The organism is Mucilaginibacter sp. 3215 (assembly GCF_050433785.1).
Lineage (GTDB): Bacteria > Bacteroidota > Bacteroidia > Sphingobacteriales > Sphingobacteriaceae > Mucilaginibacter.
This window is the reverse complement of record NZ_JBNPWO010000003.1, coordinates 392,578-408,653: the sequence shown is the minus strand read 5'-3', so window position 1 is coordinate 408,653 and position 16,076 is coordinate 392,578. Positions and strand designations below refer to the sequence as shown.

Sequence of the window (16,076 nt, the reverse complement as noted above, 5' to 3'; positions counted from 1 at the left end):
GAGGACCCTGATGTATACGCCGGGCAAATTCGCCGTTGCGAATGCTCTTGTAGAAATACAGAATGCGGTTGAACCTCATGAGGGGGACGTAAAATAATTCAAAATTTTATCGGCCGATGTGCTTAAAAGTCAACAATCATAAAAACATCTAAAGTAAATGGTTTATAAAACAAAGGTTTTCATTTGTGTGCTGCTGTGTGGCATATGCGGTGGAATGATGGGCGCTAAGGCACAGTTGCATATACCGGCTTCTTATGCTTTAATTAAACGGGTGGTGCCAGGTTATGCACAAAATTTTATTGTTCAACCACTTTCTGAAAATGAAGCCAAAGACGTTTTTGAGGTAGATGGCGCTAAAGGCAAAATTATATTAAGGGGCAATAATGGCATTGCGGTGGCATCAGCCTTATATTATTACCTTACCGAATACGCCCATTGCCAGATCACATGGAATGGTACAAATCTGAACCTTCCCGCAAAGTTGCCTATCCCAACCCAAAAGGTTCATAAAACTACGCCTTACCAATACCGGTATTATCTTAACTATTGTACCTATAGCTATAGCATGAGCTGGTGGGACTGGAAACGATGGGAAAAGGAAATTGACTGGATGGCCCTTCACGGCATCAATATGCCGCTGGCCATAACCGGGCAGGAGTACGTTTGGGACAAAGTTTACAAAGGCATGGGCTTTAGCAATAAAGATATGCAGGACTTTTTTACCGGTCCCGCATATTTTGGCTGGTTTTATATGGGCAATATAGATAAATGGGACGGCCCGCTGCCCGCAAGCTGGATAACCAGTCACCGGGATTTGCAGATCAAAATATTGCAGCGTGAGCGCGAACTTGGTATAAAACCGGTGCTTCCGGCGTTTACTGGTCATGTGCCGGCATCGTTTAAAAAACATTTCCCTAATGCTAAACTAAAGCAAACCAACTGGAATAACGGTTTTGCCGATACTTATATCCTGGATTCGGAAGATCCGCTATTTGCAGAGATCGGTAAAAAGTTTATACAGGAACAAACCAAGGTTTATGGCACGGATCATTTATATTCTGCCGATACTTTTAATGAGAATGAGCCTCCATCAAATGATCCTAAATTCCTTTCGGAACTAAGCGCGCGGGTTTATGATGGTATGAAAGGGGCCGATCCGAAAGCTGTTTGGGTAATGCAGGGCTGGTTGTTTTTCAGCGACCGCAAGTTCTGGCAAAATGAGCAGATCAAGGCATTGCTGAATGCCGTGCCCGATGATCATATGATAGTGCTTGACCTCAATACCGATTATGAACCGATATGGAAGCGCACCGAAGCATTTTACGGCAAACCCTGGATCTGGAATATGCTGCATAACTATGGCGGTAACAATAGCTTGTTTGGTAGGATAGAGGCCGTCGCAACCCAACCCGCGCAGGCTCTTAACGACCCTAAATCAGGAAAAATGGTGGGTATTGGTTTAACCATGGAAGCCATTGAACAAACCCCTGTGCTTTACGAGCTGATGACACAACATACCTGGCAAAATAAGCCAATTGACCTTGATCAATGGCTGCCGGAGTACTTGTTTAACCGCTATGGTGTAAAAAGCAAAGATGCGCTTGATGCCTGGCAAACACTCAGGACTACCGTTTTTAACGGAAAGGATATTCGTGATGGTGCCGAATCGATCATCACCGGCAGGCCAACGCTTGATTCGGCCGCTATATGGACACGCACCCGTTTAAACTACAACCGGAAAGACCTGCTGCCTGCCTGGGATAAAATGATTACCGCCATCCCTGCGTGCAAACAAAGCAGTGGTTTTAACTATGACCTGGTTGATGTAACGCGACAAATATTGGCTAACTACGGCAGGCCAATCCAGCTGAAATGGATCAAGGCATATCATGATAAAGATGAAAAGGCTTTTGATAAGTATACGGCCGAATACCTTAACCTGATAACCGATATGGACAGGTTGCTTGCCACCCGTAAAGATTTTATGCTGGGGCCCTGGATAGCCGATGCCCGTAGCTGGGGGACTAATCCCAACGAAAAAGCGCTTTATGAAAAAAATGCCCGTAACCTGATAACGCTTTGGGGCGATGCCAATAGTCCGCTGCATGAATACTCCTGTAGACAGTGGAGCGGTTTGCTCAATGACTTTTATAAAGTACGCTGGCAAAAATTCTTTGACTTATTGAAAGGATCACTTAAAACAGGTAAAGAGCCCGATTTTAAACAATTTGACAAATCAATAAGCAATTGGGAATGGCAATGGGTTAATTCGTCCAAAACTTACCCGGTTGCTCCTGCCGGAAGCAGCGCTGCAGTTGCAAAACAGCTTTATGAAAAATACAGGACAAACATGGGTAACGATCTTAAGTAATGGATACATCGACAGCTAAATCTACAACTACCATTGTAAAGCCGGCAAGGTTATTGTCGTTAGACGCCCTTCGTGGGTTTGATATGTTTTGGATCATGAGTGGGGAAGGAGTAGTGCACGCACTTGCGAAAGCTACGGGCTGGCCGCTCATGGTATGGATGTCGGGGCAGCTGCATCATACCGAATGGAATGGCATTACCTTTTATGATATGATTTTTCCCTTGTTTTTGTTTATTGCCGGCGTTTCCATGCCTTATTCAACGGGCAATAAAGTTGCTAAGTATGGGGTAGTTTATCCCTATCTGTTGCCCTCCTCATCCAAAGGCGAAATTTATCGTTCCATGATCAGGCGTACCATTATCCTGTTATTTTTAGGGGTGGTTGTTAACGGCTTGTTTAAGTTTAACGGATTGGAGAATACCCGCTTTGCAAGTGTGCTGGGGCGTATTGGATTGGCCTGGTTTTTTGCAGGTGTAATTTATCTGAATTTCGGTACCCGGGGGCAAATTTTATGGTTTGGTATTTTGCTGTTTGGCTATTGGGCAGCAATGGAACTAATCCCGGTTCCGGGTTACGGGGCAGGGGTTTTAACAATGAATGGCAGCCTGGAATCTTATATTGATCGTTTATTACTTCCCGGTCGCCTGCACGATAAGGTACATGATCCAGAAGGTATATTATCTACCATTCCGGCTATTGGCACCGCCATGCTGGGGATTTTTACAGGCCAGTTCCTGAAGTTGGAATCTGCCAAATGGCCGATGTGGAAAAAAGGTATTTGTTTATTAGCAGCCGGTATTTTATTTATCGGGTTAGGGATGCTTTGGAATTTTGCTTTCCCGATAAATAAACGCTTATGGACCAGCTCTTTTGTATTATTTGTAGGTGGATGGAGCCTGATTTTCCTGTCTGTATTTTACCTGGTGATTGATGTTGCTGGTTACCGGAAGTGGGCTTTTCCTTTTGTGCTCATCGGGGTAAACTCTATCCTGATCTACCTGGCATCCGAAGGGATGGTTGATTTTCAGCATACCGCCAATTTTTTCTTCGGGGGGATTATTAGCCATCTCGCACAAAGCTGGCAATCTGTGTGGGCAGCAATATCTATTGTAATTGTACAGCTTGCGCTGTTGTACTTTTTATACCGAAATAAGATCTTCCTGAAAATATAGATTATAAAATAGTTTATGTTTTGAATGTAGAGACGCATAATTGCGTCTCCCGCATGCAAGGTAGGGCGATTTACTCCCTTGCGAAGCGGCTTGTCCTGTGGGAGACGCAATTATGCGTCTCTACATAAAATATTTTTAAACCAAATTAACCAGTTACTTAGAATCACTTTTAGTTGCGAAGCGAATTAGGAAAAAATAATTGAGATAAATCGTATTAAATTCGTTAATTGTTAAAATAACACTTAATATTGAATTGTTTTTACCTTCATTATGACCAAGCGCCTGTTTTTCCTTTTTGTCTTTGTTTTGGCTGGCACCGCTTTGCGTGCGCAAAAACAAATGATACCAAATCCAATAACCGGAGGATATTTTGCCGATCCGACTATCATAAAAGATAAGGGCCATTATTTTATTTATGCCACAATTGATCCCTGGGGTGATAAGGAACTGGCTGTATTGGAAACAACCGACTTTATCAAATTTACCCGGCACCATATCAACTGGCCTACCAAACAAGCCTGTACCAGTCCAACCTCGCTCAATGAAATGGTTTGGGCGCCATCTGTAGTGAAAGGAAAGGATAATAAGTTTTACATGTACGTAGCCGTAGGCGGCGAGGTTTGGGGAGGGGTTAGCAATACGCCGCTTGGCCCCTGGAAAAACTTAAAGGCCGACAATACGCCTATGGTAAAATCTACAGATTACCCGCAGGTGCATAATATCGACCCGGATTGCTTTATTGATACCGATGGCAGCATATATCTTTATTGGGGATCTGGGTATAAATGGATTAACGGGCATTGTATGGCTGTAAAGCTAAAAGATGATATGATTTCGTTTGATGGAGCGCCTAAAGACATCACTACCCCTCATTTTTTTGAAGGTGCTCATATGGTTAAACGCAATCAAACCTATTACCTCATGTTTTCAGAGGGTAAAGCCATTGATGCCACTTACCAGGTGGGTTACGCTAAAGGAAAAAGTCCGCTGGGCCCTTTTTATGAGGATGAGCACAGGGTTATATTGAACACCTCTGCCGATAGTACAGTGATTGGCCCCGGCCACCATACCACCTTTGTTGAAAAAGGACAGCGCTATATTTTATATCACCGCATTTTTCCGCAAAAGGAATCATTTGTGCTGCGGCAGCTGTGTCTTGACAGTTTAAATTTTGATGCGGATAGCAGCATCAAAAAGGTAAGCACCAAAGGAATACAAAAGTTCAATTAATCTTATAACCTGTTATGATGAAAAAAATAGCCTGCACAGTGCTGTTATTAACATTGGCATTTACTTGGTTTGGAGCCTCTGCACAGCAAAAAGGCGATGCCACAAAACCTAAAAAGATCAGTCCTGACCTTTTCGGGATCTTTTTTGAGGATTTAAGTTATGCCGCCGATGGAGGCCTTTATGCCGAACTTATCCAGAACCGCTCATTTGAATATAACCCGGCCGATAACCGCGACTGGAATTCGATGACCGCCTGGAAATACCAAACAGATGGGTTTGGTTATGGTACCATTTCTGTAGAAACGGCTGCCCCGGTACATCCCAATAACCCGCACTACATTTTACTTGATATTCAGGATGAAGGGCAAAAAGGAGTGGGGCTCGAAAATTCAGGGTTTGATGGAATCCCTGTAAAGGCCGGTAAAAACTATAATTTTTCAGTTTTTTTAAATGCAATTTCAGATCAATCTTTACCTGTAAAAGTAGCTCTTGTTGACCGCAAGGGTAAAGAATTGGGTTCTTCCTCATTTACAACATCTGATAAAGGCTGGAAAAAATACGCCGAACAGATTCATGTGAATTTTGATAACGATAGTGCTAAACTGGTATTGCTGATTAAAGCAAAAGGAAAAATCGGGATCGATATGGTGTCTCTGTTTCCGGAAGAAACTTTTAAAAATCATAAAAATGGATTGAGGGCTGATTTGGCGCAGGTTATTGCCGATATAAAACCAAAATTTATGCGTTTCCCGGGCGGTTGTCTTACTCATGGCGATGGCATAGCCAATATTTATCGCTGGAAAAATACCATAGGCCCGGTTGAACAAAGGGTGGAGCAACGTAATATCTGGAACTATCACCAAACAGTAGGTTTGGGTTATTTTGAATATTTTCAGTTTTGCGAGGATATCGGTGCAAAGCCTGTTCCTGTACTTGCAGCAGGAGTGAGTTGTCAAAACTCTGGCGGTACGTGGAGGATAGGTTCTACCGGGCAAAAAGGTATCCCGATGGAAGAAATGAAAGCCTATGTACAGGATGTACTCGATTTGGTAGAATATGCCAACGGGCCGGTTACATCTACCTGGGGCGCAAAACGTGCCGCGGCGGGTCATCCGGCACCTTTTAACCTGGAATACCTTGGTATAGGTAATGAAGATAAGATCACCGGCGTATTTGAAGAGCGTTTCAGGATGATCTATGATGCCGTGCACAAGGCCCATCCCGAAATTAAAATCATCGGTACGGTAGGCCCGAGCCCCAGCGGCGAGGACTTTGAGAAAGGCTGGAAACTGGCCGATCAGCTTTCGGTTGGTATTGTTGATGAACATTACTATGAAAAGCCGCAATGGTTTTTAAAAAATACCCAACGTTATGATGCATACAACAGGCTTAGGTCAAAAGTTTATATAGGCGAATATGCTTCGTGGGGTAATACCCTGTTTAATGCCTTATCAGAAGCGGTTTACATGACCAGTTTAGAACGCAACGGAGATGTGGTTAGGATGGCGTCATACGCACCGCTTATTGCCAGGATTGGCCATACTTCATGGAATCCAAATTTGATATATTTTAATGGCAATAAGGTTTTTCCAACGGTTAACTATTACATTCAGCAGCAGTTTGCTGCTAATTCGGGCAATGAGTATTTGCCGGGTGTAATAAAGCTTAAAGGTGAAAAAGCGGTTATTGACACTACCGCGGGTGTTTCAACCGTACGCGACTCAGCAACAGGAGATCTGATTCTGAAAATAGCCAATGCCGGTAATACTCCTGTTTCAGGAGAGGCGGACCTGTCAAAAATTGGTCAACTACCCAAATCGGCAACACTTACTGTTATTACAGGCAATCCGGAGGTAAAGAATTCTGCCGACAATTCGCAAGCCATCGTCCCACAATCATCAGTAATAAAATTGCAAAAGAAGTGGGCTTTCACCGTACCTGCCTATTCATTGACGGTTGTCAGAATTAGCGGCAGAGAGATAGAAAAGCACAAATAATTATCCTGAATATTCGAAAAAAACAAATCATTATACATGAAAAAAATAGTTTTACTGGGCGTTTTAGTCAGCTTTTACACGGCGGCCATAGCGCAGCCGCAGCAAAAGTTCAGCGCCTACCTGTTTACTTATTTTACAGGCGGTAAAGGCGGCGAAGAAATTCGTTTTGCCTTAAGCAATGACGGTTATCATTTCCGCGCGCTGAATAACAATCTTCCGGTTTTAAATTCGGCCGATATCAGTGCTACCGGCGGTGTTCGGGATCCGCATATTATGCGAGCTGCCGACGGTAAAACATTTTATATGGTTGCCACAGACATGAACACCGAAAAATATGGCTGGGGACCGGATTATTCTATGGTATTGCTCAAATCAACCGACCTGGTACACTGGAGTTCTAAGACTATTGACATCGCCAAAACCTTTGAAAAGTTTGCAGGCGTGAACAGGGTATGGGCACCGCAAACCATTTATGATCCGCAGGAAAAAAAATATATGATCTACTGGTCGATGCGTTTTGGCGAAGAGGCTGATAAGATCTATTATGCCTATACTAATAAGGATTTTACAGGTCTTGAAACCGAACCTAAACAGCTTTTCTTTAAGCCCGATGGCGGCGCCTGTATCGACGGGGATATTGTTTATAAAAACAATAAATATTACCTGTTTTTCAAAACAGAAGGATCAGGAGCGGGGATCAAAATAGCCGTATCGGATAAGCTAACTTCTGGCTATGTATTGCGGGATAAATACGTACAGCAAACCAAAGATCCGGTAGAAGGGGCTGGCACCTTTAAATTAAACGATGGCAGCGGTTATATTTTAATGTATGATATGTATACACAAGGTAAATACCAGTTTACCAGGACAACCGATCTTGAAAATTTCAAACTGATTGACGATGAGGTATCCATGAATTTCCATCCGCGCCACGGTACGGTGATGCCAATAACTTCAAAGGAAGCCGCTGCACTGACTGCTAAATGGGAAACGCCGGAAGATGTCATACTTTCACCGATAAACAAGCAGATTAAAACCTTTAATATCGTTTTGGATACTGCGAACCATAAGGTTCACCTGCCTGTAAAAGCGGGTACAAGTTTAAAATCATTTGATCCTCAGTTTACCTTATTTCCAGGTGTTACTATCAGCCCGGCAAAGGCGCAGGACTTTACCAAAGGGCCGGTTAAATATTCGGTAACCATAGCGGGTAAAAAAGCTCAGGTTTATGAGGTTACCGCTCAGGAAACCCATAACCCGGCTATAGCGGGATATTATGCCGATCCGGAGATCCTGTATGCTGAAAAAACAGGCAAATTTTATATCTATCCAACCAGTGATGGTTTCGATGGCTGGTCGGGTAAGTATTTCAAGGCTTTTTCTTCGGATGATATGGTTAACTGGAAAGATGAGGGTAAGATTCTTGATTTGCCGCAGGATGTAAGCTGGGCGAAGAAGAATGCCTGGGCACCCTGTATTATCGAAAAAAAGCTTGGTGACGATTATAAATACTTTTACTATTTCGCTGCTGCACAAAAAATAGGAGTGGCAACAGCAAATGATCCGGCAGGACCATTTACCGATTCGGGTAAGCCTTTGATAGCACAATTGCCTGAAGGTGTTAAAGGCGGGCAACAGATTGATGCCGATGTTTTTGCAGACCCGCAAACAGGTAAAAACTATTTGTACTGGGGCAATGGTTATATGGCCGTGGCCGAGTTAAACGATGATATGATTTCATTAAAACCAGGTACTACCAAGATACTCACGCCTTACTCGCATTACAACGAAGGCACCTATGTGTTTTATCGCAATGGAATTTATTACTTCATGTGGTCTGAAAATGATACCCGGAGTCCTAATTATAGTGTGCATTACGGCACTGCAAAATCTCCGCTGGGGCCAATAGAGATTCCTCAGCAAAACACGGTTATTGCGAAAGATGCAGCAAAAGGTATTTACGGTACCGGCCATAACTCAGTGATCCAGATCCCTGGTACAGATGAATGGTATATTGTTTATCACAGGTTCAACTATCCCAAAGGGATTACCATGGGGGATGCCGCAGGCTACAACCGTGAGGTATGTATTGATAAAATGGAATTTGATAATAAAGGATTGATCAAACAGGTAACCCCTACACATGAAGGTATAAAACCGGTACATGTGAAAAAGTAAATGCGGGTTCTGAAACACTGTTTAAAAACGGTTCATCAAAACCAATGTATTCCCAACGTCATTGCGAGGCACGAAGCAATCCCCAATAGGTAGATCGACTAAGCAAATCTACCCTGTAAAGTTGGGGATTGCTTCGTGCCTTGCAATGGCGGATTTTATATGTTTTTAAACAGTTTATAAAAAAATTTCTTCCTTTTTTTACAATTTGAGGACTTGGTTGTACCCTATATTTGTAATAATGGTTTTCAAAGAGATGCTTCCGGAACCAAGGCTACAGCCTTATATCAAGTGCTTCTATCTGTATGAATCTGATTCGGACAGAAGCTATGATGATATCGTGTTTCCGAGCGGTACCATGGAAGTGATCTTTAACCTCGGCACCGGAAACTGGAAATCAAAAAAAGGCGATACATTTTTCACCACTCCTCCTGTTGAACTTTGGGGACAGATCACCAAGCCGTTAGCAATACAATCTGTAGGGCGAAATATTATGCTGGGTTTCCGTTTTTACCCGCATTCGGCTGCTTATTTCTTTGATGAAAACGTGTCAGAATTTAATAATGAAATTGTTGATGCCACGCACGTATTCGGCCCTAAATTAAGAACGCTTTATTTAAAATTATTGGAAACCGTCGACCTGAACGCGAAGGTGGCCATGATTGAAGATTATTTGTGGAGCCGTTTATCAACATCGGAGAAGAAACATTCGAAGATCAAATTTATCGGAGATATTGTCAGCAATCTTAAAAAGAACTACAGTGATGATAATATCCTGTCAATTTCCAGCCGTTACAACATTTCCTCGCGGCATTTGAATACACTTTTTTCGCAGTACACAGGTTTGCCGCCCAAATTATTTTATAAAATAAACCGCTTTCAGCATAGCCTTGGCCTGGTTAGCGCCAACGAAGAAAAGCTGACCAATGTGGCCTACAGCGCCGGTTATTTTGACCAGGCACACTTCATAAAGGAATTTAAACTTTTTACAGGTTTTACGCCTAATTCCTTTGCCGCTCAGGCATCGCCTATAAACCAGGCGTTAGCGGGCAGTTAATACTCTTCCGTTTTATACAATTTTGGGCTATTCGAGCCACATAGTTTTGCTGATATAAAAAAAACAACAAAATGAAATCAGCAAAAACACCACAGGAAGTGCACGCGGTACTTGCAGCCGCTTTTAACACCAAAGATGTAAATGTAGTTATGAATGTGTACGATGCCAACGGCATTATTTTTCCTGAGCCGGGAAAAGAAGTGTCGGGAATGGCTCAATTTGAGGAAGCCGTTAAAAGTATCTGCGCGGTTCCGGGAGTAATGGAAATCAAAACCGTTTACTGTCTGCAATCGGGCGATGTAGCGGTCGGCCGGTCGGAGTGGAGCGTTACCGACAATGGCAAAACACAGGTTGCCGCAAAGGGGATAGAGCTAATGAAACAGCAACCCGACGGCAGCTGGAAAATTGTCATCGATCACGCATTCGGAGCCGAAGCTAATCTCGTAGCCTGATTTAAATTCAGAAACAATAATGGCCGGTTTACCCGGCCATTATTGTTTCACCTTTCACCTTTCACCTTTCACCTTTCACCTTTCACCTTTCACCTTTCACCTTTCACTAATCTCTTCCGTTTTATACAATTTTTAGAAAAATGCTCAAGCTAATTTTGAGCATAAAATAAACACAAGAACATGAAAAATAGATTCAATGAATTTTTAGCGCTGCATCATAAAACCGAACCTTTGCAGATTGGCAATGTATGGAACGCTCAAAGCGCGCAGGTTTATGATAAGTTAAACTTTGAGGCAATTGGCACGTCAAGTGCCGCTGTAGCAAGCTCATTAGGCTTTGCAGATGGCGAAGAAATGAGTTTTGATGATTACCTGTTTGTAATCAAAAGGATAGCGGCAACATCATCGGCCATGTTAACTGTGGACCTGGAGGGAGGTTATGGTGATACAGCGGAAGTAATCTGCGATAATATCACAAAGCTATATGATATCGGCGTTGGGGGTATTAATATAGAGGATTCGATAGTGGTGGATGCCAAGCGAAGTATCGTTGATGCAAATGAGTTTGCCATGAAACTTAAACAGATCACCGAATTGTTGACTAAGGCAGATGTACAGGTATTTATAAATGTAAGGGCCGATTCCTTCCTGCTTGGTTTACCTAACGCGTTGGAAGATGCTTTAACCCGCACTAAGCTTTACCAGGATACAGGTGTGCATGGTTTGTTTTTTCCCTGTATCACCCAAACAACAGATATTGAACAAATAACAGCCTTATCGCGCCTTCCGGTTAGCGTAATGTGCATGCCCGGACTTCCGGATTTTAAAGCGTTACAAAATGCCGGTGTTAAAAGGATCAGTGCAGGTCCGTTTTTAAACATGAACATTTACCAGTCGCTGGAAAATTTAATTGAAAAGATAGCAGCTGAAAATAGCTTTGCAGCCCTGTTTAATGGGGTTGCCAGTTAACAGGCGAATGAAAGTGTTAAATAAGTATCAACTATAAGTTGTAAATAATTAAAAACCTAATTGCCTTGTTTTAAGCTATTGTAAGGTAGTTTAATAATCTACAAAATAAGTTTAGGTTAAAAGTCCCTGCGGAGAGCGTCAGGGACTTTTTAGTTTTACGGAACTACCTTCAAAAAGTTTCAGCTAATCCAATCGGTAAACAAATTTCTGTTAGTAAGCCTGCACAATTTGAAGCTGTTAATTCATTTTATTGCAATAATTATATAAAGTCTATGGTTTTAGTAGAATATGTATATATTTGCATCGTCAAATCGGTTCTTTGAATATTTTAATTATCAAGAAAGACTGAGGGAAAGGCCCTGTGATGTCTTAGCAACCTGTAAGCCCACTGTTATAAAGGTGCTAATTCCTGTCTGCCCAAAATAGGGTAGAAAAGATAATGAAATATGCTATTGCCTTGCATAATGCAAGGTATTGTATACTTCCTTTTCCCTCTTCATTTTTCTTGCTAAAAGTATTGAAATATCACCGGGATGAAATTAGGGTTTAACATGTATAGCAATGAACATTAAACATTTACTTTTTACCTGCTCGCTTTTAATATCAACACTGCTGGCTGTTGCGCAGACCACTAAGGCTATTGATCCGACTGCTGACGACCGCGGTTACATTGTAAAAACGGGCGATTGGGCTCCTGCCGATTTTGAGCTGGTATTAACTAATGGTGCAAAAACTTCTTTAACGAAGTTGCGTGGTAAGGTGGTTATCCTGCAGTTTACCGCAAGCTGGTGCAGCGTATGCCGAGAAGAAATGCCGCATTTGGAAAAAGAGATCTGGCAGGCTTATAAAGATAAAGGCCTTGTTTTAATAGGCGTTGACCGCGATGAACCGCTCAACAAAGTAAAAGGGTTTCATCAGGTTATGAATATCAGTTACCCACTGGCGCTTGACCCTGGTGCTGATATTTTTGGCCGGTTTGCCAGCAAAAAGAGCGGTGTTACCCGCAATGTGGTTATCGATCGGGATGGGAAAATTGTTTACCTCACCCGTTTGTATGATCAGCAGGAATTTGCATCCATGTTAAAAGCTGTGGACGCTTTGGTAAACAACAAAACAGCGTCTATCAATTAAAAAGAATCTATCAGTACTTATTTAATACCGTTTTATGAAAACAGAATCTACTTTTTTACACAAGAAAACTTTCGTTTCAGAAAGCCAATCAATCTGCAAATCCTTCTGTCTCAATATGCAAAGCATGCATTGTTGCTGTTAATCATTTACAGCATACATGGTATTTAAATGCGGGCTTGCTGCAGCTTGTCTTAGCTTAATAATTACCATCCCCTAATCAATTCTTTACAGTTACAATAGGTTTATAAGCCGGGCAAATTTATGCCTGTCAAGGCGATAGCCATGTTTTTTGTACAGGTAAAGGCATCAAAATTAATCTCAATTATTAATTATCATGTTAAAAATTTACAAGCTATTACTGGCAATTATATTGCCTTTTATTCTCGTCCAAACGGTTGCCGCGCAATCCGTTAAAATTAGCGGGGTGGTAACCGCCAAGTCTGATGGGCTGCCGCTGCCAGGCGTTAGCATATCTGTTAAAGGTAAAACCACGGGTGCGCAAACTAATGTCGATGGTAAGTTTATCATCAACGCCAATGTGAATGATGTGCTCAGGGTTAGCTACATAGGCTTTACAACACAGGAGATCCCGGTTTTGCAAAGCACAACTACCTTAAACGTGGTTTTGGTTGAAGCACCAAATTCGCTGAATGAGGTAGTGATAACGGCCCTCAATATCTCAAAGGATAAAAAATCGCTTGGATATGCGGTACAAGGGCTTAAATCGAAAGATATCTCTGAAGCCAAAGAAACCAACTTTGTTAATGCGCTCTCGGGTAAAATTGCCGGTGTGCAGGTTACCAACAGCCAGGGCGATATGGGTTCATCACGTATCATTATCCGTGGTGAAACCTCTATCTCTGGCAATAACCAGCCTTTATTTGTGGTTGACGGGGTTATAGTTGATAACAGCCAGTTTTTAGGAAATAACGGATCGAGAGATTTTGCTAATGCTATTTCTGATCTTAACTCTGAAGATATTGAATCGGTAAGTGTATTGAAGGGCCCGAATGCAGCAGCGCTTTATGGTTCACGTGCAGCAGCGGGCGTTATCCTTATCCGTACTAAAACAGGTAAGGGCGCGAAAGGATTAGGCGTTACTATAAACTCCAATACCAGCTTTTCAAACGTACAGGTATTGCCCGAATATCAAAATCAATATGGTCAAGGCTCAAATGGGAAATTTAGCTATGTAGATGGTAAAGGCGGCGGCGTTAACGATGGTGTTGACGAAAGCTGGGGACCTGCGTTGGATGGTTCGCTGATCCCGCAATTTTATTCTAACGGCCAGGCTGTACCTTTCGTGGCACACCCAGATAACGTAAAAGATTTTTTTAAAACCGGTGTAACACTCAATAATGGCATTGGTATTGCGAGCAGCAGCGATAAAAGTGATTTCAGGTTATCATACAACAACCTGCACCAAACCGGTATTGTACCTAATACTTCACAAGGGCGTAACTCTTTTGCTTTAAACTCAAGCTATCGTATCAACAATAAATTAACCGTTAATACAATTGTTGATTACAGTAAAGATGATGCTGATAACCTGCCTGGTGCATATGGAAAACGTGCAACCAGCACCATGCTGCAGTTTACATGGTTTGGCCGCCAGGTTGATATCAACAGGCTTAAAAATTACAAGGATGCCAATGGTAATACCTTTAACTGGAATAACAGTTACTATAGCAACCCTTACTGGCTGGCTTATGAAAACACTGTTGGGCAGCATAAGAACCACCTGATAGGCAGTATCGAATTGAATTATAAGATCATCGATGGCTTATCAGCAAACTTCCGTACCGGAACTGATTATTATAACGACCGCCGTAAGATCAAAGTAGCCTACGGCACTAACGGAACACCCTTCGGCTCGTACGAAGAGGATGCCTACAGTGTAAATGAAAACAATACCGAAGCCAGATTACAATACACCAAAAAGCTGAACAATGATTTCTCGCTTGATGTATTTGGTGGTGGTAACATAGCTGTGAGGACAACCGAAAATAATGATCAGTTGGCTCCGAAACTTGCAGTTGCTGGCTTGTACACGCTGAGCAACTCCCGTGATCCGTTGGTCTCTACAAATTACTATGGAAAACTTAAAACCTATAGCTATTTTGGTTCGGCACAGCTTGGTTTCAGAAATTACGCGTTCATCAACTTCACAACCCGTAATGATTGGTCGTCAAGTTTACCGGCAGATGCCTTGTCATATTTCTATCCCTCCGTAAATGGCAGTTTAATATTATCTGAAGCATTAGACATTAAAAGCGATGTGCTTAGTTATGCTAAATTAAGAGGTGGGTGGTCAAAAGTAGGCAAGGCGACAGATCCATTTCAATTAATTAACGTTTATACATCTTCAAACCTCTTTGGCTCAAATCCGCAACAGAGTATATCTACTATTGATCTGAACGATCATCTTAAGCCTGAAACCACCACATCGGCAGAGGCCGGTTTTGAATTAGGCTTTTTCCATGATCGCGTACATTTAGATGTAAGTGCTTATAACACCAACAGTATTAACCAGATCCTAACCGTGCAGGTAAGTTCATCAACCGGTTTCAGCCAAAAAGTAATAAATGGCGGTCGTCTTAATAACAAAGGCATTGAGGTTCAGTTAGGCCTTACGCCAATTAAATCAAAAAGCTTTACCTGGGATATTACCACCAATTATTCATTAAATCGCAGTAAAGTAGCTTCGCTTGATGCTGATGGCCGATTGCAAAGTGTAGTACTTGGAACGGATCGTACCGTGCAGGTTTTAGCAGCTCTTGGTCAGCCTTATGGCGCGCTGTATGGTACTGCATACACACGTGATGCTTCAGGTCAGATCGTTATCGATGCTAATGGTACACCTGTATTTAATACTACCAAACGTTATTTGGGTAAATTCACGCCAAATTGGCTGGGAAGCATCAATAACAGCTTTACCTACAAAGGCATTAACCTGAGCTTTTTGGTTGATGCGCGCTTTGGCGGATCCATTTATTCAAACACAAATCGCACAGGTACTTATACCGGCGTACTGGCTTCTACCTTACCGGGCCGTGGGGCTGCAAACGGCGGTTTAAGTTACTATTATCCGGGCAACAACACTTCAGCCGCCGCCGTGCAGGTAACCGGCTCAGCGCCTGCAGGTGTAACTGTTTATAATGATGGTATGATATTTAAAGGTGTAAAGGCCGACGGTTCGCCAAACACCACCATTATCCCTGCGCAATCGTACTATAAAGGCTTTACCAATATTGACGAAGCATTTGTTTATGATGCCTCATATATCAAGCTTCGTGAAGTAAAGCTGGGATACTCTTTACCGGCTAAATGGGTGAATAAAATAGGTTTTCAGGGCGCTACATTTTCAGTAGTTGGCCGTAACCTTTGGATCATTCATAAAAATGCGCCGAACATCGATCCGGAAACAGCCTTTAATGCAGGCAATGGTCAGGGCCTCGAAGACCTTACCCTGCCTACCGTGCGCAACATCGGTTTTAACGTAAACCTTAAATTTTAAAACAT

10 protein-coding genes and 1 riboswitch are annotated in these 16,076 nt (G+C 42.4%); all 10 genes read left to right on the top strand.

Features of this window, described 5'->3' with window-relative positions:
• Positions 1-157: 157 nt before the first annotated feature.
• The 10 genes from ABIC84_RS08130 to ABIC84_RS08085 all read left to right on the top strand — a co-directional run bounded on the left by ABIC84_RS08130 (position 158) and on the right by ABIC84_RS08085 (position 16,071).
• Positions 158-2,371 carry an alpha-N-acetylglucosaminidase gene (locus tag ABIC84_RS08130; RefSeq protein ID WP_274989788.1) on the top strand — a complete coding sequence of 738 codons (2,214 nt, stop codon included), beginning with the start codon at positions 158-160 and terminating at the stop codon, positions 2,369-2,371.
• Positions 2,371-3,543, top strand: a complete 1,173-nt coding sequence (locus tag ABIC84_RS08125; RefSeq protein WP_429263254.1) for an acyltransferase family protein — start codon at positions 2,371-2,373, stop codon at positions 3,541-3,543. Before ABIC84_RS08130 ends, ABIC84_RS08125 begins: the two co-directional genes overlap by 1 nt.
• A 339-nt stretch (positions 3,544-3,882) precedes the next feature.
• A complete protein-coding gene (locus tag ABIC84_RS08120; RefSeq protein ID WP_429263253.1) occupies positions 3,883-4,773 on the top strand; it encodes a family 43 glycosylhydrolase in 891 nt (296 codons plus the stop codon).
• A 14-nt stretch (positions 4,774-4,787) separates the two neighbouring features.
• The gene (locus ABIC84_RS08115) at positions 4,788-6,770 is read left to right on the top strand and encodes an alpha-L-arabinofuranosidase C-terminal domain-containing protein (protein ID WP_429263252.1); all 1,983 of its coding nucleotides are present in this window, start codon (positions 4,788-4,790) and stop codon (positions 6,768-6,770) included.
• Positions 6,771-6,806: 36 nt separating this feature from the next.
• On the top strand, positions 6,807-8,948 hold the full coding sequence (locus ABIC84_RS08110; protein ID WP_429263251.1) for a family 43 glycosylhydrolase: 2,142 nt from the start codon (positions 6,807-6,809) through the stop codon (positions 8,946-8,948).
• A 238-nt stretch (positions 8,949-9,186) separates the two neighbouring features.
• Positions 9,187-10,002, top strand: a complete 816-nt coding sequence (locus ABIC84_RS08105; protein ID WP_429263250.1) for a DUF6597 domain-containing transcriptional factor — start codon at positions 9,187-9,189, stop codon at positions 10,000-10,002.
• Positions 10,003-10,073: 71 nt separating this feature from the next.
• Positions 10,074-10,454 carry a YybH family protein gene (locus ABIC84_RS08100; RefSeq protein ID WP_429263249.1) on the top strand — a complete coding sequence of 127 codons (381 nt, stop codon included), beginning with the start codon at positions 10,074-10,076 and terminating at the stop codon, positions 10,452-10,454.
• A 180-nt stretch (positions 10,455-10,634) separates the two neighbouring features.
• Complete coding sequence (locus tag ABIC84_RS08095) at positions 10,635-11,423, top strand: isocitrate lyase/PEP mutase family protein (RefSeq protein WP_429263248.1); 789 nt, start codon at positions 10,635-10,637, stop codon at positions 11,421-11,423.
• A 329-nt stretch (positions 11,424-11,752) separates the two neighbouring features.
• Positions 11,753-11,866, top strand: a riboswitch (SAM riboswitch).
• Between the two features lie 118 nt (positions 11,867-11,984).
• Positions 11,985-12,554 carry a TlpA family protein disulfide reductase gene (locus ABIC84_RS08090; RefSeq protein ID WP_429263247.1) on the top strand — a complete coding sequence of 190 codons (570 nt, stop codon included), beginning with the start codon at positions 11,985-11,987 and terminating at the stop codon, positions 12,552-12,554.
• A gap of 334 nt (positions 12,555-12,888) precedes the next feature.
• Positions 12,889-16,071, top strand: coding sequence for a SusC/RagA family TonB-linked outer membrane protein (locus ABIC84_RS08085; protein WP_429263246.1), 3,183 nt, complete (start codon positions 12,889-12,891; stop codon positions 16,069-16,071).
• Positions 16,072-16,076: the final 5 nt, after the last annotated feature.